The organism is Streptomyces sp. NPDC059477 (genome assembly GCF_042749375.1).
GTDB lineage: Bacteria > Actinomycetota > Actinomycetes > Streptomycetales > Streptomycetaceae > Streptomyces.
Window position 1 is genome coordinate 88,714 of record NZ_JBHYUG010000007.1, and the last position, 23,335, is coordinate 112,048.

Consider the following 23,335-nt stretch of genomic DNA (forward strand, 5'->3'; position numbering starts at 1 on the left):
CGGGGGAGCCGGACAGCACCGGGCACCCCGGGCGGCTCGGCTCCGTATCCCTCGACGGTGCCGCGCCCGGCGGACGCCGTGCGCGTGAGCCGGTCACAGTCCCGTACCGGGCGGTCCGGCGCACGGCCCGCCCGGTTTCGGGGGGCCGCTCACGGCGGCGGACCTGCCAGTCCCTTGAGGCTCCGGGGGAGGAGGCTCGGCACCGGATCCTCCCGGCCCCCGCCTCGCCTTCCCCCCTGGCTTCTCCCCGTACGGATGTGATGACGACCTGCTCACTCTACCGGGCGGCCCGCGAGGGCCATCGGGCTGTGCCGCGCGAGGGTCACCGGGCGGTGCCCGTGGGGTTGACCGGGCTGTGGCCGCGAGGTTCGCCGGGCGGTGCCTGTGAGGTTCGCAGGGGCGTGGCGCGTGAGGGTCATCGGGGCGGGCTTGTGAGGTTGACCGGGCCGTGCCCGCGAAGGCCATCGAGTAGTGCCCGTGGGGCTCACCGGGCTGTGCCCGCCGCGGCCACCCGGGCCGTGTTGGTGGGGTTACGCGAACCATTGCTCGGGCCGGGCCGCGCGGGTACGGCGGACCACCGCCGTGTCGGCCTCGTGCAGCGCGATCCAGGCGCCGGACGCCTCACGGACCTTGGCGGACGGACCGTGGTGGTCGGGATGGTGATGGGTGACGACCACGCCGTACACCTCGGTGAGGGAGGTGCCGCAGGCCGTCAGGCCCTCGGCGAGGGTGTCCCAGGAGGTGGGGTCGTCCCAGCCGGTGTCGATCAGCACCGGGCGCGGTCGGTGTCCACGACGTGGACGAGGGTGTGACCGAGGGGGTCGTCCGGGATGGGGACCCGGAGGAAGCGGACGCCGCCCCCGTGATCGTGCGTCTGCGCCATGTCTCCCCCCATCGCCGCGTTCCGGCCACTGTAACTAGAACGGGTTTCCATGGGAGCCTGAGTCAGCTGCCTTGTGGGCTACGCGATGTGGGGCGGGTGACCCCGGTCACGTCCACGGTCGGGTGCCCGGCGCGGACTCCTTCGGGCCTCGCTGGGGTCGGTCTTCGCGGGTGTGTGGCTGATGGGCCGTCAGATGTGCGCCGGGTCAGCGCCAGGAGCTGATGAGGCGGGCCACTTCACGGAGGTCGGCCTCCTGGGCGCGGATGGCACCGGCCAGGAGGTGAACGTCCTTCGTCTCCGGGGAGACCGGCTGATCGGACGCCGTCATGTACAGCGTGGTGCATGCCCAGCCGATGGTGGCATTGAAGTCGGCGAACGGGCGAAGCAGCAGGGCGGTGTGGAACAGCGTGGCAGCGCGGGCCGCTGGTTCCTCGTAGTAGAGCTGCCCGTGTGGCTGTTCGTGGAGGTGCCGGGTCGCCATGGCGCTGAGGGCGCCCCAGTCCGTGATGGCGATGCTGACGGGAGAGACGCGCGTCTGGACTTCCAGGATCCACCCGGCGTCGACACGGACCACCGCACTCAACGCTGACCCTCCGGCAAGTCTTTGAAGACGTCCAGCGCGAAGGCGACCGCCTGATCCGCGTCTCTCAGGAACGCCGTCCTCTGTGCGTCCGCGAGGATTATGTCGTGTGCGTGGGACCGCATCGACTTGCCCAGCGCGGCGGCGTGCGCCTTGGCCAGGGCGAGTTCTTCCTCGGTGAATTCCACTGTGATCATCGGCATGGCGTCATGATATCGGCGGTGCAATCGATGGTTATGGTATCCGTCAATCGTCGGTTGACGTCAGGTCGATCAGCCGGCACACCGTCTCGATGTCGATCTTCACCTGGGCGATCGACGCGCGGCCCGACAGCCAGGTGATCAGGGCCGAGTGCCAGGTGTGTTCGATGACGCGGACCGCGGAGAGCTGTTCGGGGGTGGGGTGTTCCAGGCCCATGGCGTCGAGGATGATCGCGGTGGTCTGGCGGGAGACCTGGTCGACCTCCGGGGAGACACTGCGGTCGGCGAAGGTGAGGGCGCGGACCATCGCGTCGGCGAGGTGCGGCTCGCGCTGGAGGGCGCGGAAGGCGCGCATCAGGGTCTCCGCGACCCGCTCCGCGGCCGTGTCCCCCGACGGCGGCTTCTTGCGCAGGGTGCCGTGCATGTGCTCCAGCTGCGCCTGCATGGTGGCGACCAGCAGATGCACCTTGGACGGGAAGTACCGGTACAGCGTGCCCAGCGCCACCTGCGAGACCTCCGCGACCTCGCGCATCTGCACCGCGTCGAAACCGCCCCGGCCGGCCAACTGCGCGCTCGCGTGCAGGATGCGGCGGCGACGCGCCTCCTGCCGCTCGGTGAGCGCCGGTGCGTCGCTTCGCGCGCTCCTGGCTGCCACCTTGGTCACCTTGGTCACCTTGGCTTCCGCAGGCATGGACACCGTTCCGTGAGTTCCGTGACAGTCCGTGAGAAGGGGGGCGATCAGACAGCATGGCAGGGCCGGAGCGATCTCGCCCGCCGTGGCGCGAATCACCTGATCCAGGTCTCACCCCGGCCCTACCTGCCGGTAGATTCGGAGCCTCTCGAACGATCAAGTCTGAAACCTGTTCTAGATTACCGTCCCGACCACCCAGTCTCATCATCACCCAGGCAGAAGGGGGCCCAGAGTGACCGCTGAGGCCAGTCGGGCAGGGGCCGCTGACGGTCCCGCGACTGACGGCGAACGACCGCTGCGCATCGCACTCCTCACCTATAAAGGAAACCCGTTCTGCGGCGGCCAGGGCGTCTACGTCCGCCACCTCTCCCGCGAACTCGCCCGCCTCGGCCACCACGTCGAGGTCATCGGCGCCCAGCCCTACCCGGTGCTCGACGCACCCGGCGACAACTCCGGCGACAACTCCGGCGAGGGCTCGGGCGAGGGCTCGGGCGGGAACTCCCGCGGGAACTCCGGCAGGAGCTTGGGCGGGAACTCGGGCGACCGCTTCCGCCTCCGCCTCACCGAGCTGCCGAGCCTCGACCTCTACCGCCAGCCCGACCCCTTCCGCACCCCCGCCCGCGGCGAGTACCGGGACTGGATCGACGCCCTCGAAGTCGCCACCATGTGGACCGGCGGCTTCCCCGAACCGCTCACCTTCTCCCTGCGCGCCGGCCGCCTGCTGCGCGCCCGGCGCGGCGCGTTCGACGTCGTCCACGACAACCAGACCCTCGGCTACGGACTCCTCGGCGACCTCGGCGCCCCCCTCGTCACCACGATCCACCACCCCATCACCGTCGACCGCCAACTGGAGCTGGCCGCCGCCGAGTCCTGGCAGCGCCGCTACTCCGTCCGCCGCTGGTACGCCTTCACCCGGATGCAGAAACGGGTCGCCCGCCGGCTGCCGTCCGTGCTCACCGTCTCCGGCACCTCCCGCACCGAGATCACCGACCACCTCGGTGTCCGCGCGGACCGCGTCCATGTCGTGCCCATCGGCGCCGACACCGGCCTGTTCTCGCCCGACCCGTCCGTGGCCCGGACGCCAGGCCGGATCGTCACCACCTCCAGCGCCGACGTCCCCCTCAAGGGCCTGGTCTTCCTCGTCGAGGCGCTCGCCAAGGTCCGCACCGAACACCCCGGCGCCCACCTCGTCGTCGTCGGCAAGCGGCCCGACGAGGGGCCGGTCGCCCAGGCCATCGCCCGCTACGGGCTCGCGGGCGCCGTCGAGTTCGTCAAGGGCATCTCCGACACCGAACTCGTCGCCCTGCTGCGCTCGGCCCAGATCGCCTGCGTGCCCTCGCTCTACGAGGGCTTCTCCCTCCCGGCCGCCGAGGCCATGGCCACCGGGACGCCGCTGCTCGCCACCACCGGCGGCGCGATCCCGGAGGTCGCCGGACCCGACGGCGTAACCTGCCTCGCCGTCCCCCCGGGCGACGCGGGCGCCCTCGCCGCCGGCCTGGTCCGGCTCCTCGCCGACCCGGACCTGCGCACCCGCCTCGGCGCGGCCGGCCGCGAACGGGTCCTCGCCCGCTTCACCTGGGCCCGCGCCGCCCAGGGCACAGCCGCCCGCTACCGCGAGGCCATCGCCCACCGGGCGGCCACCGCGCGGACCGCCGCCGCGCCCCCCTCGGCCAACCCCGCCAACCCCAACCGTGAAAGCAGGGCCACGTGCTGACCGTCGATTTCTCCCGGTTCCCGATCGCCCCGGGCGACCGCGTACTGGACCTCGGCTGCGGGGCCGGGCGGCACGCGTTCGAGTGCTACCGGCGGGGCGCGCGGGTCGTGGCGCTGGACCGCAGCGCCGAGGAGATCCGCGAGGTCGCCCAGTGGTTCGCGGCGATGGCGGCGGAGGGCGAGGCCCCGGCGGGCGCCACCGCGACGGCCCTGGAGGGCGACGCCCTCGCGCTGCCCTTCCCCGACGAGTCCTTCGACGTCGTCATCGTCTCCGAGGTGATGGAGCACATCCCCGATGACAAGGGCGTACTCGCCGAGATGGTCCGGGTGCTCAGGCCCGGCGGCCGGATCGCCGTGACCGTCCCGCGCTACGGCCCCGAGAAGGTCTGCTGGACCCTGTCCGACGCCTACCACGAGGTCGAGGGCGGCCACATCCGCATCTACAAGGCGGACGAGCTGATGGCCAGGATCCGCGAGGCGGGCCTGCGGCCCTACGGCAGCCACCACGCCCACGCCCTGCACAGCCCGTACTGGTGGCTGAAGTGCGCGTTCGGCGTCGACAACGACAAGGTCCTGCCGGTGCGCGCGTACCACAAGCTGCTGGTCTGGGACATCATGAAGAAGCCGCTGGCCACCCGGGTCGCCGAGCAGGCGCTGAACCCGCTCATCGGCAAGAGCTTCGTGGCGTACGCGACCAAGCCGCGACTGCCCCGGACGGACGCCCGGTGACCACTTCCCGCACCGAGCACCTCGTCCTGCCCGGGGTACTCACCGCCGGGCAGGCCGCCGCGACCGTCGCCGGACTCCTCGCCGTGCAGCGCGCGGACGGGGCGATCCCCTGGTTCCGCGGCCATCATCTCGACCCCTGGGACCATGTCGAGGCCGCGATGGCCCTCGACGCGGCCGGTGAGCACACCGCCGCCGAGCGCGCCTACGACTGGCTCGCCGCCCACCAGAACGACGACGGCTCCTGGTACGCCGCCTACGCCGACGGCGACCCGCACACCGTCACCGACCGGGGCCGTGAGTCCAACTTCGTCGCCTACATAGCCGTCGGGGTCTGGCACCACTATCTCGCCACCGGTGACGACCCGTTCCTCGACCGCCTGTGGCCGGTCGTGCACGCCGCCGTCGAGTGGGTGCTACGGCTTCAGCGGCCCGGCGGTGAGATCGGCTGGCGGCGCGAGGACGACGGTACGGCGACGGTGGACGCGCTGCTGACCGGGTGCTCGTCGATCCACCAGGCGCTGCGGTGCGGGCTGGCCATCGCCGAGCAGCGGGAGGAGCCGCAGCCGGGGTGGGAGCTGGCCGCCGGGATGCTCCGGCATGCCATACGGCGGCATCCGGAGCGGTTCCTGGACAAGGACCGGTACTCCATGGACTGGTACTACCCGGTGCTGGGGGGCGCGCTCGGGGGTGCCGAGGCCAAGGCGCGGTTGGAGGAGGGCTGGGAGCGGTTCGTGGTGCCGGGGCTCGGGGTGCGGTGTGTGGTGCCCAATCCGTGGGTGACCGGCGGGGAGTCGGCCGAGCTGGCGCTCACGCTGTGGGTGACGGGGGAGTCGGACCGGGCGCTTGAGGTGCTCAAGGCCATCCGGCATCTGCGGGAGCCGGAGTCCGGGCTGTACTGGACGGGTTATGTCTTCGAGGACGACGCGATCTGGCCTCGCGAGCTGACCACGTGGACCGCGGGGGCGCTGCTGCTGGCTGTGGCGGCGCTGGGCGGGCATGAGGCGACGTGTGCGGTGTTCGGGGGGGAGCTGTTGCCCAGGGGGCTGGATGCCGACTGTTGCGCGTGAGGGGGTGAGGGGATGGGGGGGGATGGGCGGGTGCGGGTTGTCCGTGGCTGGTCGCGCAGTTCCCCGCGCCCCTGGTCGGACGGGGTGGACCGGCGTCACACCAGCCACCCCCGTTGACCACGGCCCTTCGCGGCGCCCAAGTTGCCCGCCCGGCAACAGCCACCCCCGTTGCCGGCGTCGTGGACGAACCGGAACAGGATGCCGGGTGACCGTACGGCAACGGCCCCCCGCCCGGAAGGGCGCGGGGCCGGGGTGGTGCGGGGGCGGGGAATCAGCCGCGCTGGATGCCGCTGGTGTCCTGGAGGACGCCACGGCGGCCGTCCTGGGTCTGGGCGATCAGGGCCGGGCCGCGCTGCTCGACGGCCAGGTACCAGGTGCCCGGCGCCAGTTCGGCGATCGGGGCGGGCGAGCCGTCCTCCGCGAACAGCGGACGGGCCACCGGCACCGCGAACCAGAACGGGGAGAACTCGGCGGACGGCGGCGCGGCCGGCGGCTGCCCGCCGAACGACGGCGACTGCGGCTGACCGGCGAAGGGCGGCTGCTGCTGGGCGCCGGGGTAGCCGTAACCACCCTGGGGCTGACCGCCGTAGGGCTGCGGGGCCACCGGACGCGGCGCCGGGACCAGACCGGCCTTGAGGGCGGGGACCAGCGGCGCGGCGATCGCACCGCCCGCGAGCAGCAGCGCGGCGATCAGGCCGAGGATCAGGCCGACGCCGGCGTTCTCCGCGTCCAGCGTCCACCACAGCAGCGACCAGGCGGCGGCGACGGCCAGCGCGGTGCCGAACTGGCCCAGGTCCAGACCGGCGATCTTGCGCGGCTGCGGGGTGAGGTGGGACAGCACGATCAGCACGGCGCCGACCACACCGAGCATGTACGTGCCGAGACCGAGGCCCAGGCTCAGACCCCAGGCGTTCATCTGCAGCGAGTCGCACACGGAGGGCGGGGCGTCCGGAACGTCGCATCCGGTTACGTCGAGAAGCGACGCGATGAAGAGCAACACCGCTGCTCCGATCACCACGCCGTCACCTCTAGTGAGGGAGCGGATATTCACTTCAGGTCCTTCGTCAGTCGTCTCGTCATCGGCACTGCTGGAGGCGTCGCTGTCACCTTGCCGACGTACATGCCGACGTACCGGTCGGCCTGCATGCCGACGTACGGGTCCGGTGCGAGCGCGGGGGTGGCCCTCGTATCGTAGGGACCCTACCCCCCGGCGATCGGGGTGTCCGCCCCGAACGGGGCGTAGATCACTACCCGCGCAGGAAACTCACGATTCCCTCAGAGATTCCCTTCGCCGCGCGCTGGCGCCAGTCACCGCTGGTGAGCTGTGCGGCGTCCACGCTGTCGCGCATGTTGCCGCACTCGACGAACACCTTCGGAACCGTTGAGAGATTGAGACCGCCCAGGTCGGTGCGGGTGTCCAGGCCGGTGCCGGCGCCGATGTAGTTGGACGGCGGAGTGCCGGTCTCCCGGAGGAAGTTGCCCGCGATGCGTTCGCCCAGGTCGCGCGAGGAGGCGAGGATCGGGCGGGTGTCGGCGGCGCCCGCCTGGACACTGCCGGGCAGGATCACATGGAAGCCGCGGTTCCCGGCCGCGGACCCGTCCGCGTGGATCGACACCACCGCGTCGGCCTTCGCCTCGTTGCCGATCCGGGCGCGCTCGTCGATACAGGGCCCGAACGGCCGGTCGCCGTCCTGCGTCAGCTTCACCGTCGCGCCCTGCCCCTGGAGCAGATCGCGCAGCCGGTGCGCCACGTCCAGGCTGAACCGGGCCTCCAGATAGCCGTCATTGGTGGACGTGCCGGTGGTGTCGCACTCCTTCATCGCCGACCCGATGTCCACCTTGCGATTGATCTCGGCCGTGTGCTGGAAGTTGCCGGGGTTGTGCCCCGGGTCGATGACGACCACCTTGCCCTGGAGCGACCCGGAGAGGGAGGTGCTCGGCGTGGGGGTGGGTGTCGGAGACACCTTGGCGGGCTTCTTGTCGTCGTCCGCCGGGGACGCGGCCGGGTCGCCCGCCGACGTGGTCGTCCGGGCGGCGCTGGTGGAGCCGTCCGCCCCGCCCCCGCCCACCGTCTCGTACACCAGCCAGCCGATCAGCGCGCCCGGTACGAGCGCTGCGGCGGCGACGGTCAGCACGCCGCGACGCGGGCGGCCGTTGCGGGACGGTTCGAAATCCGGGCCTGTGTACGACACGCACGCCACCCTAGCTTCCGTCAACGCCCGGGACGGGAATCACCACACGAGCGAACGGGCGATGCGGGGTGGTGACGCGACCAAGGGTCTCGGCGGCCTGCCCGACCTCCGCGCTCGGGTGTCCGGCCATGGGCTCAGATACCCGCCGCGTCCCGCCTGGACTCAGATACGCGCCGCGTCCCGCCTGGACTCAGATACCCGCCCCCGTGCGCCGCAGCACCCGCAGCGACCCCCGCGCCGAGACCTCCGTGAACGCCCCGGACTCCAGTGCCCGCCGGTGGATCCGGTGCGGCGCCTGTCCGGTGAACTCGTCCACCGGGTCCGGGAACACATCGTGGATGGCGAGCAGCCCGCCCTCGGCGACCCGCGGCGCCCACCCCTCGTAGTCGGCGCTCGCGTGTTCGTCGGTGTGGCCGCCGTCGATGAAGACCAGGCCGAGCGGGGTGCCCCAGAGCCCGGCGATCCGCGGGGACCGGCCGACGACCGCGATCACATGGTCCTCAAGCCCCGCCAGGTGCAGCGTGCGACGGAACACCGGCAGGGTGTCCATCAGGCCGGTCTCCGGGTCCACGGTCTTTGGGTCGTGGTAGTCCCAGCCCGGCTGCTGCTCCTCGCTGCCACGGTGATGGTCGACGGTCACCGCCATGACCCCGCTCGCGCGGGCCGCGTCGGCGAGCAGGATCGTGGAGCGCCCGCAGTAGGTGCCCACCTCCAGCAGCGGCAGCCCCAGGCCGCCCGCCGTCAGGGCCGCCGCGTACAGCGCGAGCCCCTCGTCCACCGGCATGAACCCCTTCGCCGCCTCGAACGCGGCCAGGATCCCGGGCCTCGGCACCGCGGTCGTGGGGGTCTCCTCGGCCATGGGGGTCTCCTCCGTCGTACGGCACTCGGATCGGCCCCATGGTGCACCACGCCCCGCGCCGGACCCGTAGGCAGGGGGGCGGCGGCGTACGGAGGCCCGGCGCCTACGCGGTCACCGGCTCGCCCGGCAGGGACAGGTCCACGTCGATCGCCTGCTGCGCGCCGGTGTGGGTGGCCGAGGAGGCCAGCGGGGCGTGGCCGTGGGCCTGGGCGGCCAGTACATAGGGGCCGCCGGACGGGACGGGCAGCGCGTAGCTGCCGTCGTCGGCGGAGAGGGTGGCGCCCGCGCGGCGGCCCTGGCGGTCGAGCAGGGTGACCCGGGCGCGCGGCACCGGCACCCCGCCCGCGTCCAGGACCCGGCCCTGGAAGCCGCGCAGCACCGCGTCCGCGCGCTCCAGGTTGGCTTCCTCCTCGCTGCTGGCCCGCAGTTGCGACGCCCGGTTGGGCTTCGGCAGGAACAGGGCGAGGACCAGACCGCCGGCGACCGCGACCGCGGCGATCAGGAAGGAGAGCCGGAAGCCGTGCATGGTCGGGACGGCCACGCCGCCGAAGACGGTGGAGGTGTTGGCCAGCACCATGCCGATGACGGCGCTCGACACCGACGTACCGACGGAGCGCATCAGGGTGTTCAGGCCGGTCGCCGCGCCGGTCTCCTCGGCCGGGACGGCGCCGACGATCAGCGCGGGCAGTGAGGAGTAGGCCAGTCCGATACCGGCGCCGAGCAGCACGGAGATGACCAGCGCCTGCCAGGCGGCGCTCATCAGGCCGAGCCCGGCGCCGTAGCCGATGCCGATGATCATCAGGCCGATGATCAGGGTGGTCCGGGGGCCGTACTTCGCCGACAGGCGGGCGTATATGGGTGCGGTCAGCATCATCGTCAGGCCCAGCGGGGCGACCAGCAGACCGGCCATGACCATCGACTGGCCGAGGCCGTACCCGGTGCTGGTGGGCAGCTGGAGGAGTTGCGGCAGCACCAGCGAGACGACGAAGAAGGAGACGCCGACCATGATCGAGGCGAGGTTGGTGAACAGCACCGCGGGCCGGGCCGTGGTCCGCAGATCCACCAGGGGTGCCGCGAGGCGCAGTTCCATCACGCCCCACAGCAGCAGGGTGATGACGGCGGCGGTGAACAGGCCGAGGGTGAGGGGCGAGGTCCAGCCCCAGTCGCTGCCCTTGGTGATCGGCAGCAGGAACAGGACCAGCCCGGTGGACAGCCCGAGCGCGCCCGGCAGATCGAAGGTGCCCTTGGCCCGGACCGTGGACTCCGGGACGAAGAGCAGGGTGAGGACGATGGTGATCGCGCCGAGCCCGGCGGCGCCGTAGAACAGGGCGTGCCAGTCGCTGTTCTGCGCGACCAGGGCCGCGGCGGGCAGGGCGAGGCCACCGCCGACGCCGATCGAGGAACTCATCAGCGCCATCGCGGAGCCGAGCCGCTCGCGCGGCAGCATGTCCCGCATCAGGCCGATGCCCAGGGGTATCGCGCCCATGGCGAAGCCCTGGAGCGTACGGCCGACGACCATCGGCACCAGGCTGCTGCTGAACGCGCTGATCAGCGCGCCGACGACCATCACGCCCAGGCTGATGATCAGCAGCTTGCGCTTGCCGTACAGATCGCCGAGCCGCCCGGTGATCGGCGTCGAGACGGCACCGGACAGCAGGGTCGAGGTCAGGACCCAGGTCGCGTTGGCGGGAGAGGTGTCCAGCAGGTGCGGCAGATCCTTGATGACCGGTACGAGCAGGGTCTGCATCACCGCGACAACGATGCCCGCGAAGGCGAGCACCGGGACCACCGTCCCGCCGGGCCTTGGGGTGGTGGGCCGGTCGTTCGTCGTGCGAGTCATTGAGGGGGGCCTCCAGGCCGCGAGTACGGCGATCTGATCGATCACCTCGATCGCTTCGATCACGATGCGATCACCTCGATCAACGATGAGGGTGGTCGTGATCGAGAGGGCCGTGATCGAGAGGGTCGCGATCGAGGTGATCGCGATCGGGTGGATCCATGCATGTGCAGCGATCTATGTGTATCTCGAACCCAGTGCGCCCGGGCAACTATTCCGTTGCTTCGGCGCACTAATGAATCCTTACCCTCTCTTGGGGTCGGGGAAGGGGCGGGCGTAGGTCGCACGGCGGAACGGAGGTCGTACGTAATGCCGATGCAAGGGGCGCGGGACGGTTGAGACCATGACGTCCATGCCTGATGCCGCCGACGCCTCCCCGATATCCCCCCTCCGCCGCGGCAAAGGGCCCACCTGGCTGGTGGTCGCGCTGGCCTGCGCGGGGCAGTTCCTGGTCGTCCTCGATGTGTCCGTGGTCAATGTGGCGCTGCCGTCGATGCGCACCGACCTGGGGCTGAGCGGCCCCGGACTCCAGTGGGTGGTGAACGCCTACGCCATCGCCTTCGCCGGATTCATGCTGCTGGGCGGGCGGGCCGCCGATCTGTACGGGCGCAAGCGGATGTTCCTGGTCGGGCTCGCGGTGTTCACGCTCGCCTCGCTCGCCGGCGGGCTCGCCCAGGAGGGCTGGCAGCTGCTGGCGGCGCGTGCGGCGCAGGGACTGGGCGCGGCGGTGCTGGCGCCCTCGACTCTGACGCTGCTCACCGCCGCTGTGCCGGAGGGTGCGGCGCGTGCGCGGGCGGTCGCGACCTGGACGGCCGTGGGCGCCGGGGGTGGTGCGGCGGGCGGTCTGGTCGGCGGACTGCTGGTCGAGGGCATCTCCTGGCGCTGGGTGCTGCTGATCAACGTGCCCGTGGGCGCGGTGGTGCTGGCCGTCGCCCTGCGCGGGCTGCCGGAGAGCCGGGCCGGTGACGGGCGCCGCCTCGATCTGCCGGGCGCGGTGCTGGTGACGGCGGGGCTCGCGACGGTGGCGTACGGGATCGTACGGACGGAGGCGGCGGGCTGGACGTCGGGCGAGGCGCTGGTCCCGCTGCTCGCCGGGATCGCGCTGATCGGCGCGTTCGTCGCGGTCGAGGCGCGGGCGCGGGCCCCGCTGATGCCGCTCGGCCTCTTCCGGGTCCGGTCGGTCTCCTCGGCGAACGCCGGGATGCTGATCGCCGGGTCGGCCACGTTCTGCATGTGGTTCTTCATGACGCTGTACGCCCAGAACGTCCTCGGCTACAGCCCGCTGGAGGCCGGTCTCGCCCAGGCGCCCAGCTCCCTCGCGGTGGTCATCGGCTCCAAGGCCGCCCCGCGCGTGATGCGGACGCTGGGCGCCCGCTGGGTCGCGGTGCTCGGTGTGCTGCTCGCGGCGGCCGGGTTCGCCTGGCAGTCGACGATGACGGCGGACGGCGGCTATGTCGGGGCCATCCTGCTGCCCGGCCTCCTGATGATGCTCGGCGCGGGCCTCGCCAGCACGCCGCTCGCCTCCCTCGCCACCTCGGGCACCGCGCCCGGCGAGGCGGGCCTGGTCTCCGGCCTGGTCAACACCTCCCGCACGATGGGCGGCTCCCTGGGCCTCGCCGTGATGTCCACCCTCGCCGCGACCCGCACGGCCGACGCCGGGGCCGCTTCCGGGGCCGATTCCACGGCAACTTCCACGGCAACTTCCACGGCCGCTTCCATGGCGGGGGAGGCGGCGGCCCTGACGGAGGGGTACGCGCTGGTGTTCCGGGTGAGTGCGGGGGTGCTGGTGGTGGGGGCGATGGTGATGGCGTTGTGGCTGCCGGGGACTGCGAACGCCCGCCGCCCTACCCCCACCCCTCCTGACGTGCCGCCGCCGCGAGTGCCGGATCGATCACCGTCTCCCCGGTCAGCGCCCGGCGGATCGCCGCCGCCAACTCCTCCACGGGGCCGTCCTTGACCAGGAAACCGGCGGCGCCCGCCGCCATGGCCCGGCGCAGATAGGCGGGGCGGCCGACGGCGGTCAGGATCAGCACCCGGCAGTCCGGCGCCTGGTCCCGCAGTTCGGCGGCGGCGTCCAGGCCGTTCATGCCGGGCAGTTCGATGTCCAGGAGGGCGATGTCGGGGCGGTGCAGCAGCGCCGCGTCCACGATCTGGTCGCCCGCCCCGATCTGCGCCACCACCTCGATGTCCCGCTCCATACCGAGCAGCAGGGCCAGCCCCCCGCGCGGCATTCCCTGGTCCTCGGCGAGCAGCACCCGGATGGACTTGACGGGCCGATGGTCGCGGGGCATCTCGTTCACAGGCCCAGCGTAGGGCCGCAGGCACCGCGTATCCGCCGGATCCGGCCGCGACATCTGACATACAGTCAGTAGTCTTCACAACGCCAGGCCGCTGGGCCATACAGAGGGTCGGGTCGCTGTACTGGAACGCGTTCTCGTTCTGGCGGAGGGCGGGTTCCCCACCGCCACAGGACCGCCACAGGAGCCACATGCCCATCGACGCAGCCAAGGCGCTCGCCGCCGAGCCCCGGACCGAGGAGATCGCCTGGACCCCCAAGGACGTCCTCCTCTACCACCTCGGCATCGGCGCGGGCGTCCCCGCCACCGACCCCGCCGAACTGCGCTACACGCTGGAGTCCCGGCTGCGTGTGCTGCCGAGCTTCGCCACCGTCGCGGGCGCCGGTGTCCCCGGTGTGATCAGCGGACTCTCCGTGCCCGGGATCGAGGTCGAGCTGTCGAGGGTGCTGCACGGCGGCCAGAGCCTGCGGATGCACCGCCCGATCCCGGTCCGGGGCACGGCTGTCACGACCAGTCGGCTCGCCGCCGTCTGGGACAAGGGCCGGGCCGCCGTGCTGGTCCTGCGCACCGAGGCCGCCGACGCCGACGGGCCGTTGTGGACCAGCGACGCCCAGATCTTCGTACGCGGCGAAGGCGGCTGGGGCGGCGACCGGGGGCCCGCCACCCGGCCGGCACCGCCCACCGGGGAGCCCGAGCGGACCGTCGAACGGCCGACACGCGAGGACCAGGCGCTGCTCTACCGCCTCTCCGGCGACCTGAACCCGCTGCACGCCGACCCCGACTTCGCGCGGGCCGCCGGTTTCGAGCGGCCCATCCTGCACGGGCTGTGCACGTACGGCAGCACGCTCAAGGCCGTCGTGGACACCCTGCTCGACGGCGACCCCGCGCGCGTGCGCTCGTACGCCACCCGGTTCGCGGGGGTCGTGTATCCCGGCGAGACACTCCGCGTCCGGATGTGGCGGCCGGACACGGACACCGTGCGGGTCGCGGTGAGCGCGGCCGAACGCGACGACGCGCCCGTCCTCGCCGACACGGTCGTCCGGCTCGGCTGAATCCCACCGCTCATGCCCATGAGGGGACCCGTGTCGCCGGCGCGAAGGTTGCATAGGGTGCGCCCGCGCCCGGACCCGCTGGCGCCCGAGCATGTCGCCCCGCTCGTCGGCTGTCTGGCGTTCCCGGCCGCCGCCCGGATCAACGGTCGACTGCTGGTGGTGCGCGGCACGGTCGCGGTCGTGGAGCGGCCCCGGGTGGCGGCGAAGTTCGACAGCGAACGGGAGACGTATACGTACGAGAGGAGTTGGACGCGCTGCTCACTCCGCGTTGCGCGGGGCATCCGGCGGAGGAGACTTTCGCGGCCGTGGAAATACTGGGGCTGCGGCGCGGATGGCGACAGCGCCGCGCCGCAGCCCCAGCGGTGTGAGGTACCGTCAGGCCGCGGTGCCGGTCTGCTGCTCCGGCTTGCGGTGCCGGCCGCTGGGGGCCGACTCGCCATCCTGCGGCGAGGTCTCACCGCGGTGCCGGCCGTGACCGGCGGACCCCTCGGCGTCGGCGTACAGCGGCTCGGTGGTGCTGGCGTCGTTCATCGGAAGAATTCACCCCGTCAAATATGATCGTTCAAAACGCCCAGGGAGTTTAACCGGCGCCCCAGGGGCCGGATCCAGGCGACCCCACCAACCGCAGTCAGTTCGTTACCGGGTTTCCCAGCGGCGCTTGTTGCAGGGGGATCGGGCGGAGGGGGGCGGGGAGCGGGGTTCCTGTGTTTCCTGGGGCGGCTGTGTCGCCCGGGGTCCCCGGGGTCCCCAGGTTCGTCAGGTCCACCAGGTCCACCAGGTCCACCAGGTCCACCAGGTTCCCCGAGGGTCCCCCCTCTCCCCCCTCTCCCTCGGTCTCCCCCCAGTCCTCCTCCCCCTCCGCCCCCGCGCCCTCCCACCGCTCCACGCCGCACGGCAGCTCCGCCGTCGCGTACGGCAGGTGCAGGGCGCCCTCCCTGGTCCACAGGCCGGCTCCGGTGAGCCAGCCCTCCGGGGCCGGGAGATGGCGGAGCCGCCGGTGGGCGGGCCGCCAGACGCCCACCCACGCGCCGGCCGGCCCGTCGATCCGCAGCGCCACCCCGCAGCTCTCCGGCGTCAGCACCTGCCCCGGCTGGATCGCGAACGGCGTCACCGTGCACTCCGCCACCCGCAGGCACTCCGGGAACCGCACCGGCAGCGTGGAACCGAGGACCCCCCAGCCCAGCCGTTCCGCGCCGGGCGAGGGCGCGTCGGAGCGGATCAGCAGCAGCCCGCTGTCCGGGTCGGCGAGCAGCAGCCGGTCCTCGCTGTCCGCCGCGATCTGGAGCAGCGGCGACACCTCACCGGCCCGCCCCAGGTCCACTACGACCGTCTTGGTGAGCCCGGTCTCGGCGTCGGCCCGGTCCAGCGCCAGCATCCGCCCGGCCCGGTCCAGCCACACCCCGCCCGAGCAGCGCCCCGGGACCCGGGCGGCGTGCTCGGGGCCGAACGCCCCGCCCGCCACCAGCCACACCGTGCTGGACTCGGGCCCGACGGCGAGGGCGTACGCGTGGGCGCCGCCCGGCGCCGGGGGCAGCAGCCGCATCCGGGTCCCGGGCGGGCACTCGACCGCGCCGAGCGGGAGTTCGCCGGTACCGGGCCCGGTCGGGTACAGCAGCGAGAAGAAGTGCCGTCCGTCGGCGAGGCGGCAGATCAGCACCCGGCCGTCGCCCATCGGCTGCACCTCGGTGCCGGGCTCCTCGGGCTGGTTGCCGGGCAGCGGCACCGCGTACGGCTCGGGCCCGTCCAGCGTCCAGCGCTCCGGGAACCAGGAGTCGCCCGCGGTGGTGAGGCGGGCGGCGTACGCCCCGTCCACCGTGATCACACAGCCCGGCCGTGGCGCGGGGTCGTCCTGGTCCGCCGCGGCGGGCTCGATCGAACAGGCCGTCATCGTTCGGTCACCTCCGGCGACGAAGCTAGTTTTCGTACGCACAGGCGGGGGACCACCGGGCGACCGCTTCACACGTACGGGTGGCCCGGCGGCGCTTCACCTGAGGAAACGGTGACTCGTGTGCTGGGTGAGGGGCGGGAGGGTGTATGGGGACGTGGTCGGGCTGTTCGGCGTGTCCGTGCATCGCCTGAGCGGACGCGGGAGCGGACAGCTGGGTCGACGCGTGGGCGGGCCTCCGGAACGGATGCCTGAGTCGACGCCCAAGCCGACGCCTAGGTCGACGTCCAAGCCAACGCTTAGGTCGACGCCCAAGCCGACGCCTAGGTCGACGTCCAAGCCAACGCTTAGGTCGACGCCCAAGCCGACGCCTAGGTCGACGTCTAAACCGACGCCTAGGCCGACGTCTAAACCGACGTCTAGGTCGACGTCTAGGTCGACGTCTAGACCCAGGTCCAAGGGGCTGGTCGAAGCGGCCCCCACAGCACCGGTCCGGCGTGGCGGAGCGCCAGGTAGCCTTTCCCCCGTGCCCCGTCTGTCAGAAGTCATCGCCGCCCTGGACCATCTGTGGCCCGCCGAACGGGCCGAGTCCTGGGACGCGGTCGGCACCGTCGTGGGCGACCCCGACCAGGAGGTCTCCCGGGTCCTGTTCGCCGTGGACCCGGTCCAGGACATCGTGGACGAGGCGGTGAGGCTGGACGCCGACCTGCTGGTCACCCACCACCCGCTGTATCTGCGTGGGACGACGACGGTCGCGGCGAGCCATTTCAAGGGCCGGGTCGTCCACACCCTGATCAAGCACGACATCGCGCTGCACGTGGCCCACACCAACGCCGACACCGCCGACCCCGGGGTCTCCGACGCCCTCGCGGGCGCCCTGGACCTGCGGGTCGTGGGGCCGCTGGTGCCGGACCCGGCCGACCCGGGGGGCCGCCGGGGCCTGGGCCGGATCTGCGCGCTGGACCACCCGCTGCCGCTGCGCGCGTTCGCGGCGCGGGCCGCCGAGCGGCTCCCCGCCACCACCCAGGGCATCCGGGTGGCCGGCGACCCCGACGCGCTGATCCGCACGGTCGCCGTCAGCGGCGGCTCCGGCGACAGCCTCTTCGACCAGGTGCGCGCGGCCGGCGTCGACGCCTTCCTCACGGCGGACCTGCGCCACCACCCGGCGTCGGAGTTCCTGGCGGCCCTCGCGGACGGCTCCGGCGCCCCGCTCGCGCTGCTCGACGCGGCGCACTGGGCCACCGAGTGGCCCTGGTGCGAGCTGGCCGCGGCCCAGCTCGACCAGCTCTCCGACCGGCACGGATGGGATCTGCGCGTCCACGTCTCGCGGACGGTCACCGACCCCTGGACCGCCCACGTCGCGGCCACCCCACCGCCCGCGTCCCCACCCACTCCCCGACACACCTGATCCCCTGATCCCCTGATCCCCTGATCACACCGCCTCACTCCCCTTCACCTGGAGCCCCCAACTGAACGCCGCGCCCGCCGACCAGATCCGACTCCTCGACGTCCAGGACCTCGACGTCCGTCTCCAGCAGCTCGCCCACAAGCGGAAGTCGCTCCCCGAGCACGCCGAGATCGAGTCGCTGACCAAGGACCACACCCAGCTGCGCGACCTGCTCGTGGCCGCGCAGACCGAGGAGAGCGACTGCGCCCGCGAGCAGACCAAGGCCGAGCAGGACGTCGACCAGGTGCGCCAGCGCGCCGCCCGGGACCAGCAGCGGCTGGACTCCGGCGCGGTCACCTCGCCGAAGGACCTGGAGAACCTCCAGCGCGAGATCGTCTCCCTCGCCAAGCGCCAGGGCGACCTGGAGGACGTCGTGCTGGAAGTCATGGAGCGCCGGGAGTCCGCCCAGGAGCGGGTCACCGAGCTGACCGAGCGGGTGGGCGCCGTACAGGGGAAGGTCGACGACGCGACGGCCCGCCGGGACACCGCCGTCCAGGCGCTGGACGGTGAGGCGGCGTCGGTGACGAAGGAGCGCGAGGTCATCGCCGCGACGATCCCCGCGGATCTCCTCAAGCTGTACGACAAGCTGCGCCAGCAGCAGGGCGGCATCGGCGCCGCCAAGCTCTACCAGCGCACCTGCCAGGGCTGCCGCCAGGAGCTGGCGATCACCGACATCAACGCGATCCGGGTGGCGGCGCCGGACACGGTGGTGCGCTGCGAGAACTGCCAGCGCATTCTGGTGCGCACGGCCCAGTCGGGCCTCTAGGACGGGCGGTCCGGGATGCGGGAGTTCATCGTCGAGGCTGACGGCGGGTCACGGGGCAACCCCGGGCCCGCGGGCTACGGGGCCGTGGTGAGCGACGCGGCGACGGGGGAGACGCTGGCGGAGGAGCGCGAGTTCCTGGGCGTGGTGACGAACAACGTCGCCGAGTACCGCGGGCTGGTGGCCGGTCTCCGCGCCGCCCACGCCCTCGACCCCGAGGCACACGTCCATGTCCGTATGGACTCCAAGCTGGTCGTGGAGCAGATGTCCGGCCGCTGGCAGCTCAAGCACCCCGACATGAAGCTCCTGGCCCTGGAGGCGTCCCGGATCTTCCCCCCGAACCGCGTGAGCTACGAGTGGATCCCCCGAGCCCAGAACAAACACGCGGACCGCTTGGCGAACGAGGCGATGGACATGGGCACGGCACCCCGGACACCGAACGGGGCGGCGAGTGCGGCACGGCCGACGCCGCGTGGGGCGAACGACTCATCGGGCGCCGAGACAGCGCCCCGCAAGGGGCGCGGGGAACTGCGCGACCAGCCCCCACCGACCGCCACTTCCACCACGACGGAGAAATTCGCGGCAGACACCCGCGCCGCGACCAACATCGCGAACCCGGCGACCACGACCACCCCCGGCTGGGGCACAGGCACCCCCGACACCCCCGACCTGATGACCCCACCCGTCACCTTCATCCTGCTCCGCCACGGCGAAACCCCCCTCACCCCCCAGAAGCGCTTCTCGGGCAGCGGCGGCTCGGACCCCTCCCTCTCGGCGACCGGCAGGGACCAGGCCGAGCGCGCGGCCACCGCCCTGGCCCGGCAGGGCACGGTCGAGGCGATCATCGCCTCCCCCCTCACCCGTACCCGCGAGACCGCCGCGGCCGTCGCCGCCCGCCTGGGACTGGACGTGACGATCGAGGACGGGCTGCGCGAGACCGACTTCGGCGCCTGGGAGGGCCTCACCTTCGCCGAGGCCCGGCAGCGCCACCCCGCCGACCTCACCGCCTGGCTGGCCTCGCCGGAGGCCCAGCCCACCGGTGGCGGCGAGAGCTTCGCGGCGACGGCGATCCGGGTCGCCGCGGCCCAGGAGAAACTCCTCGCGGCGTACGCGGGCCGTACGGTCCTGCTGGTCACGCACGTGACCCCGATCAAGACCCTGGTCCGCTTCGCCCTCGGCGCCCCACCGGAGTCGATGTTCCGGATGGAGCTGTCGGCCGCGTCCCTGTCGGTGGTGGCCCACTACGCCGACGGAAACGCCAGCGTCCGCCTGTTCAACGAGACGTCCCACCTGCGCTGAGCAGCCCGGCGGCCTCGCGCGCCAGCGAGGTGACCTGGTCCCAGTCGCCCGCCGCCACCGCGTCCTTCGGCAGCATCCAGCTGCCGCCCACGCACGCCACATTGGGCAGCGCCAGATAGCCGGGCGCGGTGGCCGCCGCGATCCCCCCGGTCGGACAGAACCGGGCCTGGGGCAGCGGCCCGTACAACGACTTCAGATACGCCGTCCCGCCCGCCGCCTCCGCCGGGAAGAACTTCATCTCCGTCACCCCGCGCTCCAGCAGCGCGACCACCTCGGACGTGGTGGACACCCCCGGCAGGAACGGCACCCCGGACCCGCGCATCGACTCCAGCAGCACGTCCGTCCACCCCGGGCTCACGAGAAAACGCGCCCCGGCCGCCACCGCGTCCTCGGCCTGCGCCGGATTGATGACGGTCCCGACCCCGACCACCGCCCGCGGCACCTCCGCCGCGATGGCCCGTACGGCGTCCAGCGCACCGGGCGTCCGCAGGGTCACCTCGATCGCGGGCAGCCCGCCGGCGACCAGCGCGCGAGCCAGCGGCACGGCGGCGGAGAGGTCGTCGACGACCACCACGGGAAGGACAGGGGCGAGATCAAGGACGGAGGAGGTCATGGCCTCATCCTGCCGGGACAGTGCAGCACGCGCAATGTCCGTTGCGCACCCTGCAACACCACATGGCACCCGGGAATCGGGACTTCAGTGAACCTCCGTCACCAGCACATCCAGCGCCCACGCCTGCCCCGCCCGCGCGGGCGGCTGCGCCTCCACCTCGTACCCGAGGTCCCGCAACGCCTCCACCAGCTCCGCCGGCTTCCCGGGGGCCGAACCCGAGGCCAGCAGACTCCGCACGATCCGCCCCTTCGTCGCCTTGTTGAAGTGGCTGACCACTTTCCGCGTCGGCGCGTGCAGCACCCGTACGGTCGCGGTCCGCCCGGCCGTCCCGGCCGTCGGCTTCCACGCCACCGCGTAGGCGGCGGACCGCAGATCCAGCACCAGCCGGTCCCCGGCCACCTCCGGCAGCGCTTCGGCCAGCGGCGCCCGCCAGTGCCCGGCCAGCGCGCCGACGCCGGGCAGCCGTACGCCCATGGAGCACCGGTAGGAGGGAATCCGGTCGGTGACCCGCACCGCCCCCCACAACCCCGAGAACACCAGCAGCGAACGCGCCGCGCGCCGCTTGGCGGCCGTCTCCAGCGAGGCCAGGTCCAGGGCGTCGTACAGCACCCCCGTGTAGATCTCCCCGGCCGGACGGGTACCGGCGGTGCGCAGCTGGGTGTTCTTGGCGATTTCGCCGCGCAGCCCCTCGCTCAGCCCGAGCACCTCGCTCGCCTTGTCCTCGTCCGCCGCGCACAGCTCGACCAACTCCGTCAGCACCGCCTCCCGGGCGGACGCGAGCCCCGGCAGCGACAGCGCCTCGGGCTTGAGCGGGGCACCACGCCCGGAGGCGGCCTTGCCCTCGGACGGCGGCAGCAGGACGAGCACGTCATCTCTCCTCGGATCGGGCCCAGGACCACTTCCAGCCCTCATCACGGCCACGCGCCAGCGTACGGGGCGGGCGGCGGACCCTGCGGCCAAGCCCACGCCCGGCGTCCACACCGAGCCCTGGTCCGATGCTGTGCCGCTCGGGGAACGGCTGCGGGTGCGGCTCACCCAGGCGGATCCGGCACCGGCCCGGATCCGCTTCGCGCCCGCGTGACCGCGTCGTTCAGGGCACGCACGAAGGCCGTCGGGTCGTCGGCGTTCACCCGCACGGTCCGTACCGGCAGCGCCCGGCCGAGGAAGGTGAGGTGGGTGACCGGCTCGGCCAGCTCGACGGTGACGGAGGTCTGCCCGGCCACGTCGACATTCAGCACGCCCTCGGCCTTGCCGTGCGTCAGCAGCAGCTCACGGCGGACCCCGGCGATCAGCTCCAGCGGAATCGGCAGATCGACATGACCGGCGTACCGGATGCGCACCGCACCGGGCTCCAGCACATGCGGCCGTACGACCGCGGCGGCGTACAGCCCGACCACGAAGAACACCGTGTACACGTCCACCACCAGCACCACCAGATGCACGGTCGGCCACCGGCTGAGCAGCAGGGACATCACGATCGTCTCGACCACGCACACGAACCCGAACCCGAACATCACCGCCCCGAGCCCGCGCGCGGACGGAAACAGCGTCCGTCCCGGCCCGCCCCCCTGCCGCCGCCGCGCGACCCACAGCGCGAGACAGCCGAGCAGCCGCAGCTCATGCCGGACCAGCCGCCCGCCGACCGAAACCACGCCCGCCACCCCCACTCGCCTATCCACGCCCCTCCCCCTCCGTGACGTACCGCATCGCCAGCCGGATCGCCGCCGCCTGGGCGGGCGGGAAGTCCGAGAAGAAGGCTCGCAGGAAACCGTGGTCCGTCTCGACCGGCACCCCCTCCTCGGGGAGCAGGCCGGGCGGCAGGCACTCGGTGAGCACGCGGGCGGCCTCCTCGACGCGCGGGTCGTCCGGTTCGGCGTCGACGAGCGCGTCGAGCAGGGCGTAGGCGCGGGTGACGCGCGCGATCGCGTCCGGCGGGCCGAAGGCGCCGCGCAGCGCGGAGTGGATCCGCTCCCGGGCCTCCGGACCGGCGGTGGACTCCAGCATCGCGAAGATCTCCCGGTCCCGGGCGGCCATGGGGGAGTCGGGTACGTCGCCCAGCCCCGCGAACAGCTCCGCCAGCTCCGGCGAGACGGGCCCCTCGGACGTCAGCTCCCCGTTCTCCAGCAGCGCCCGCAGCCGCCCCCGCCGCTCCCGGATCGACTCCTCCTGCCGGGCGAGGTCGGCGTCCAGCTCCTCCAGCACCTCGGCCAGCTCCCGCCCGGCGTCGTCCGCGAGCACATCCCGCACCTCGGCGAGCCCGAGCCCCAGCTCGGTCAGCCGCCGGATCCGGGCCAGCACGACGGCGTGCCGCAGGGTGTAGCTCCGGTACCCGTTGGCGAGCCGCTCGGGCTCCGGCAGCAGGCCCAGATGGTGATAGTGCCGCACGGTCCGGGTGGTGACCCCGACGGCCGCGGCGAGTTCTCCGATCCTCATGGCCCCAGTACAGACGTTGACGCAGCGGCAAGGTCAAGCCGCGCCCGCGCCGGATCACCGGCCCGGCACGGGGCCCGGCGGCCGTGGTCCACTCCCCGGCGGCGGGCCCGGTACCATGGTCCACACGGCAGACGAGCCAGGCGGACGGCCGCGTGGAGATCCTCACGGACCTCCCCGAGGAACGTCCGGGCTCCACAGGGCAGGGTGGTGGCTAACGGCCACCCGGGGTGACCCGCGGGACAGTGCCACAGAAAACAGACCGCCGGGGACCTCGGTCCTCGGTAAGGGTGAAACGGTGGTGTAAGAGACCACCAGTGCCCAGGGTGACCTGGGCAGCTAGGTAAACCCCACCCGGAGCAAGGTCAAAAGGAAACACCTCGGTGTTTCTGCGCGGACGTTCGAGGGCTGCCCGCCCAAGTCCGCGGGTAGACCGCACGAGACCGGCGGCAACGCCGGCCCTAGATGGATGGCCGTCACCCCAGAGGCCGCGAGGCACTGGGGCACAGAACCCGGCGTACAGCCTGGCTCGTCTGCCGCCTCACCCGCGGCCAGCACCGCGAGGCGCGGACTGGTCCGGGATCGTCGGCCTCGTGCTGATCGTCCTGCCCTGGACGCTCGCCCACTTGGTGCCGTGGCTCCGGGCCGATGTCCCGCGAGGCTGGGTGGTCGCTGCGGTGCGGACTGCGATTGCAGTGCGGCCATCGCGGTGGCCTGCGGCATTGTGCCGTCGAGCGGCTCGCGGGATGCGTCGGCAGAAACGCCGCGACGATTTCACCGTGGTGAAGGACACGTCGA

Annotated in this window: 22 protein-coding genes, 1 other RNA gene and 3 pseudogenes; 11 read left to right on the forward strand and 15 right to left on the reverse strand. The window is 72.7% G+C overall.

Features of this window, described 5'->3' with window-relative positions:
• Positions 1-536: 536 nt before the first annotated feature.
• The 4 genes and pseudogenes from ACFXAZ_RS05730 to ACFXAZ_RS05745 all read right to left on the reverse strand — a co-directional run.
• A pseudogene (locus tag ACFXAZ_RS05730) lies at positions 537-883 on the reverse strand (MBL fold metallo-hydrolase); the annotation flags it as partial.
• A 205-nt stretch (positions 884-1,088) separates the two neighbouring features.
• Positions 1,089-1,457, reverse strand: coding sequence for a hypothetical protein (locus tag ACFXAZ_RS05735; protein ID WP_384585613.1), 369 nt, complete (start codon positions 1,455-1,457; stop codon positions 1,089-1,091).
• Positions 1,458-1,462: 5 nt separating this feature from the next.
• A complete protein-coding gene (locus ACFXAZ_RS05740; RefSeq protein ID WP_384585616.1) occupies positions 1,463-1,666 on the reverse strand; it encodes a hypothetical protein in 204 nt (67 codons plus the stop codon).
• 43 nt (positions 1,667-1,709) lie between these two features.
• The gene (locus tag ACFXAZ_RS05745; protein WP_384585619.1) at positions 1,710-2,354 is read right to left on the reverse strand and encodes a TetR family transcriptional regulator; all 645 of its coding nucleotides are present in this window, start codon (positions 2,352-2,354) and stop codon (positions 1,710-1,712) included.
• Positions 2,355-2,586: 232 nt separating this feature from the next.
• On the opposite strand from ACFXAZ_RS05745, the gene ACFXAZ_RS05750 reads away from it, so the two are divergent.
• Genes ACFXAZ_RS05750 through ACFXAZ_RS05760 form a run of 3 tightly spaced genes read left to right on the forward strand, consistent with a single transcriptional unit; the run spans position 2,587 to position 5,863 of the window.
• Positions 2,587-4,068: a glycosyltransferase family 4 protein gene (locus ACFXAZ_RS05750; RefSeq protein ID WP_384585622.1), complete on the forward strand. Its 1,482-nt coding sequence runs from the start codon at positions 2,587-2,589 to the stop codon at positions 4,066-4,068.
• Positions 4,062-4,796: a class I SAM-dependent methyltransferase gene (locus tag ACFXAZ_RS05755; RefSeq protein WP_384585625.1), complete on the forward strand. Its 735-nt coding sequence runs from the start codon at positions 4,062-4,064 to the stop codon at positions 4,794-4,796. The genes ACFXAZ_RS05750 and ACFXAZ_RS05755 overlap by 7 nt, the downstream gene beginning before the upstream one ends.
• The gene (locus ACFXAZ_RS05760; protein ID WP_384585628.1) at positions 4,793-5,863 is read left to right on the forward strand and encodes a prenyltransferase; all 1,071 of its coding nucleotides are present in this window, start codon (positions 4,793-4,795) and stop codon (positions 5,861-5,863) included. Before ACFXAZ_RS05755 ends, ACFXAZ_RS05760 begins: the two co-directional genes overlap by 4 nt.
• A 271-nt stretch (positions 5,864-6,134) precedes the next feature.
• Here the strand turns inward: ACFXAZ_RS05760 and ACFXAZ_RS05765 are convergent, their stop codons facing one another.
• The 4 genes from ACFXAZ_RS05765 to ACFXAZ_RS05780 all read right to left on the reverse strand — a co-directional run bounded on the left by ACFXAZ_RS05765 (position 6,135) and on the right by ACFXAZ_RS05780 (position 10,754).
• On the reverse strand, positions 6,135-6,914 hold the full coding sequence (locus ACFXAZ_RS05765; protein ID WP_384585631.1) for a hypothetical protein: 780 nt from the start codon (positions 6,912-6,914) through the stop codon (positions 6,135-6,137).
• 196 nt (positions 6,915-7,110) lie between these two features.
• Entirely contained in the window at positions 7,111-8,055 is a 945-nt protein-coding gene (locus ACFXAZ_RS05770; RefSeq protein ID WP_384585634.1) for an N-acetylmuramoyl-L-alanine amidase, read from the reverse strand.
• A 190-nt stretch (positions 8,056-8,245) separates the two neighbouring features.
• Complete coding sequence (locus tag ACFXAZ_RS05775) at positions 8,246-8,914, reverse strand: class I SAM-dependent methyltransferase (protein WP_384585637.1); 669 nt, start codon at positions 8,912-8,914, stop codon at positions 8,246-8,248.
• A gap of 103 nt (positions 8,915-9,017) precedes the next feature.
• Positions 9,018-10,754, reverse strand: a complete 1,737-nt coding sequence (locus ACFXAZ_RS05780) for an MFS transporter (protein ID WP_384585640.1) — start codon at positions 10,752-10,754, stop codon at positions 9,018-9,020.
• 340 nt (positions 10,755-11,094) lie between these two features.
• Here ACFXAZ_RS05780 and ACFXAZ_RS05785 point away from each other — a divergent pair, with 340 nt between their 5' ends.
• Positions 11,095-12,708 carry a DHA2 family efflux MFS transporter permease subunit gene (locus ACFXAZ_RS05785; protein WP_384585643.1) on the forward strand — a complete coding sequence of 538 codons (1,614 nt, stop codon included), beginning with the start codon at positions 11,095-11,097 and terminating at the stop codon, positions 12,706-12,708.
• On the opposite strand, the pseudogene ACFXAZ_RS05790 reads toward ACFXAZ_RS05785, so the two are convergent.
• Positions 12,605-13,042, reverse strand: a pseudogene (locus ACFXAZ_RS05790) (response regulator); the annotation flags it as partial. The gene ACFXAZ_RS05785 and the pseudogene ACFXAZ_RS05790 sit on opposite strands and share 104 nt — an antisense overlap.
• A 197-nt stretch (positions 13,043-13,239) precedes the next feature.
• On the opposite strand from ACFXAZ_RS05790, the gene ACFXAZ_RS05795 reads away from it, so the two are divergent.
• Positions 13,240-14,100 carry a MaoC/PaaZ C-terminal domain-containing protein gene (locus ACFXAZ_RS05795; protein WP_384585645.1) on the forward strand — a complete coding sequence of 287 codons (861 nt, stop codon included), beginning with the start codon at positions 13,240-13,242 and terminating at the stop codon, positions 14,098-14,100.
• Positions 14,101-14,172: 72 nt separating this feature from the next.
• Positions 14,173-14,468: pseudogene (locus ACFXAZ_RS05800) on the forward strand (short chain dehydrogenase); the annotation flags it as partial.
• 7 nt (positions 14,469-14,475) lie between these two features.
• Here ACFXAZ_RS05800 and ACFXAZ_RS05805 read toward each other — a convergent pair.
• Positions 14,476-14,631, reverse strand: a complete 156-nt coding sequence (locus ACFXAZ_RS05805; RefSeq protein ID WP_384585648.1) for a hypothetical protein — start codon at positions 14,629-14,631, stop codon at positions 14,476-14,478.
• A gap of 97 nt (positions 14,632-14,728) precedes the next feature.
• Positions 14,729-15,988: a hypothetical protein gene (locus ACFXAZ_RS05810; protein ID WP_384585651.1), complete on the reverse strand. Its 1,260-nt coding sequence runs from the start codon at positions 15,986-15,988 to the stop codon at positions 14,729-14,731.
• Between the two features lie 523 nt (positions 15,989-16,511).
• Between ACFXAZ_RS05810 and ACFXAZ_RS05815 the strand changes: the two genes are divergently transcribed.
• From ACFXAZ_RS05815 to ACFXAZ_RS05825, 3 genes are all read left to right on the forward strand, one after another.
• Positions 16,512-17,393 (forward strand): Nif3-like dinuclear metal center hexameric protein, encoded by an 882-nt coding sequence (locus tag ACFXAZ_RS05815; protein ID WP_384585654.1) that lies wholly within the window; start codon positions 16,512-16,514, stop codon positions 17,391-17,393.
• 85 nt (positions 17,394-17,478) lie between these two features.
• Positions 17,479-18,198: a zinc ribbon domain-containing protein gene (locus tag ACFXAZ_RS05820; RefSeq protein WP_384585769.1), complete on the forward strand. Its 720-nt coding sequence runs from the start codon at positions 17,479-17,481 to the stop codon at positions 18,196-18,198.
• Positions 18,199-18,213: 15 nt separating this feature from the next.
• Positions 18,214-19,494, forward strand: a complete 1,281-nt coding sequence (locus ACFXAZ_RS05825) for a bifunctional RNase H/acid phosphatase (RefSeq protein WP_384585657.1) — start codon at positions 18,214-18,216, stop codon at positions 19,492-19,494.
• On the opposite strand, the gene eda is transcribed toward ACFXAZ_RS05825, so the two are convergent.
• Positions 19,469-20,107 (reverse strand): bifunctional 4-hydroxy-2-oxoglutarate aldolase/2-dehydro-3-deoxy-phosphogluconate aldolase, encoded by a 639-nt coding sequence (eda, locus tag ACFXAZ_RS05830; RefSeq protein WP_384585660.1) that lies wholly within the window; start codon positions 20,105-20,107, stop codon positions 19,469-19,471. The genes ACFXAZ_RS05825 and eda overlap by 26 nt on opposite strands.
• Positions 20,108-20,191: 84 nt before the next feature.
• Positions 20,192-20,974, reverse strand: coding sequence for a peroxide stress protein YaaA (gene yaaA / locus ACFXAZ_RS05835; RefSeq protein WP_384585662.1), 783 nt, complete (start codon positions 20,972-20,974; stop codon positions 20,192-20,194).
• On the opposite strand from yaaA, the gene ACFXAZ_RS05840 reads away from it, so the two are divergent.
• Positions 20,943-21,188 (forward strand): hypothetical protein, encoded by a 246-nt coding sequence (locus ACFXAZ_RS05840; RefSeq protein WP_384585666.1) that lies wholly within the window; start codon positions 20,943-20,945, stop codon positions 21,186-21,188. The genes yaaA and ACFXAZ_RS05840 overlap by 32 nt on opposite strands.
• Here ACFXAZ_RS05840 and ACFXAZ_RS05845 read toward each other — a convergent pair.
• Together ACFXAZ_RS05845 and ACFXAZ_RS05850 are read right to left on the reverse strand one after the other, a co-directional pair.
• Positions 21,139-21,786 (reverse strand): hypothetical protein, encoded by a 648-nt coding sequence (locus ACFXAZ_RS05845; RefSeq protein ID WP_384585669.1) that lies wholly within the window; start codon positions 21,784-21,786, stop codon positions 21,139-21,141. The two genes, ACFXAZ_RS05840 and ACFXAZ_RS05845, sit on opposite strands and share 50 nt — an antisense overlap.
• Complete coding sequence (locus tag ACFXAZ_RS05850; protein ID WP_384585672.1) at positions 21,779-22,540, reverse strand: MerR family transcriptional regulator; 762 nt, start codon at positions 22,538-22,540, stop codon at positions 21,779-21,781. The genes ACFXAZ_RS05845 and ACFXAZ_RS05850 overlap by 8 nt, the downstream gene beginning before the upstream one ends.
• Positions 22,541-22,672: 132 nt before the next feature.
• Here ACFXAZ_RS05850 and rnpB point away from each other — a divergent pair.
• Positions 22,673-23,073: RNase P RNA component class A (gene rnpB, locus ACFXAZ_RS05855), an RNA gene on the forward strand.
• Positions 23,074-23,335 lie beyond the last annotated feature (262 nt).